This is a genomic window from Pseudomonas sp. 2822-17, from assembly GCF_002742485.1.
Taxonomy (GTDB): Bacteria; Pseudomonadota; Gammaproteobacteria; order Pseudomonadales; family Pseudomonadaceae; genus Aquipseudomonas; species Aquipseudomonas cyclaminis.
In genome coordinates this window covers 1-341 of record NZ_LJRZ01000591.1, presented here as the reverse complement: position 1 = coordinate 341, position 341 = coordinate 1, and the positions used below count along the sequence as shown (strand labels likewise).

Annotated in this window: 1 protein-coding gene; it reads left to right on the top strand. The window is 37.0% G+C overall.

The features are described from left to right. The coding region (locus tag AOA60_RS32745; RefSeq protein WP_218240758.1) for a hypothetical protein at nucleotides 1–341 on the top strand (341 nt) is incomplete at both ends.

Here is a 341-nt window from a genome sequence, read left to right as displayed (position 1 = left end):
CTCTATGATCTCGTAAGTGATATAAAGCATCGCTTTGCAAACCAAGTAGAAGCTAAAGGATTAGGCTTTACGACACTTACATTGCAAAGAGAGGCTTGTTCCAGTCGTGAGGCCGTTTATATGACCTTGAAAAATTTGATGGAACAGTATGGCGATTCTCCAGAGGTAGCTCAAGAATTAAATAAAATTGCTGAGCAAATCAATGAAGTATCTACGAATTCCAAAGCTGAAAAAGCATTATCCATTATTCAAGAATCAGACGATAAAGTAATCATCTTTACAGAGTACCATGCAACTCAGCTATATCTACAATGGTTTCTTGCACAACATGGTATTAAAGC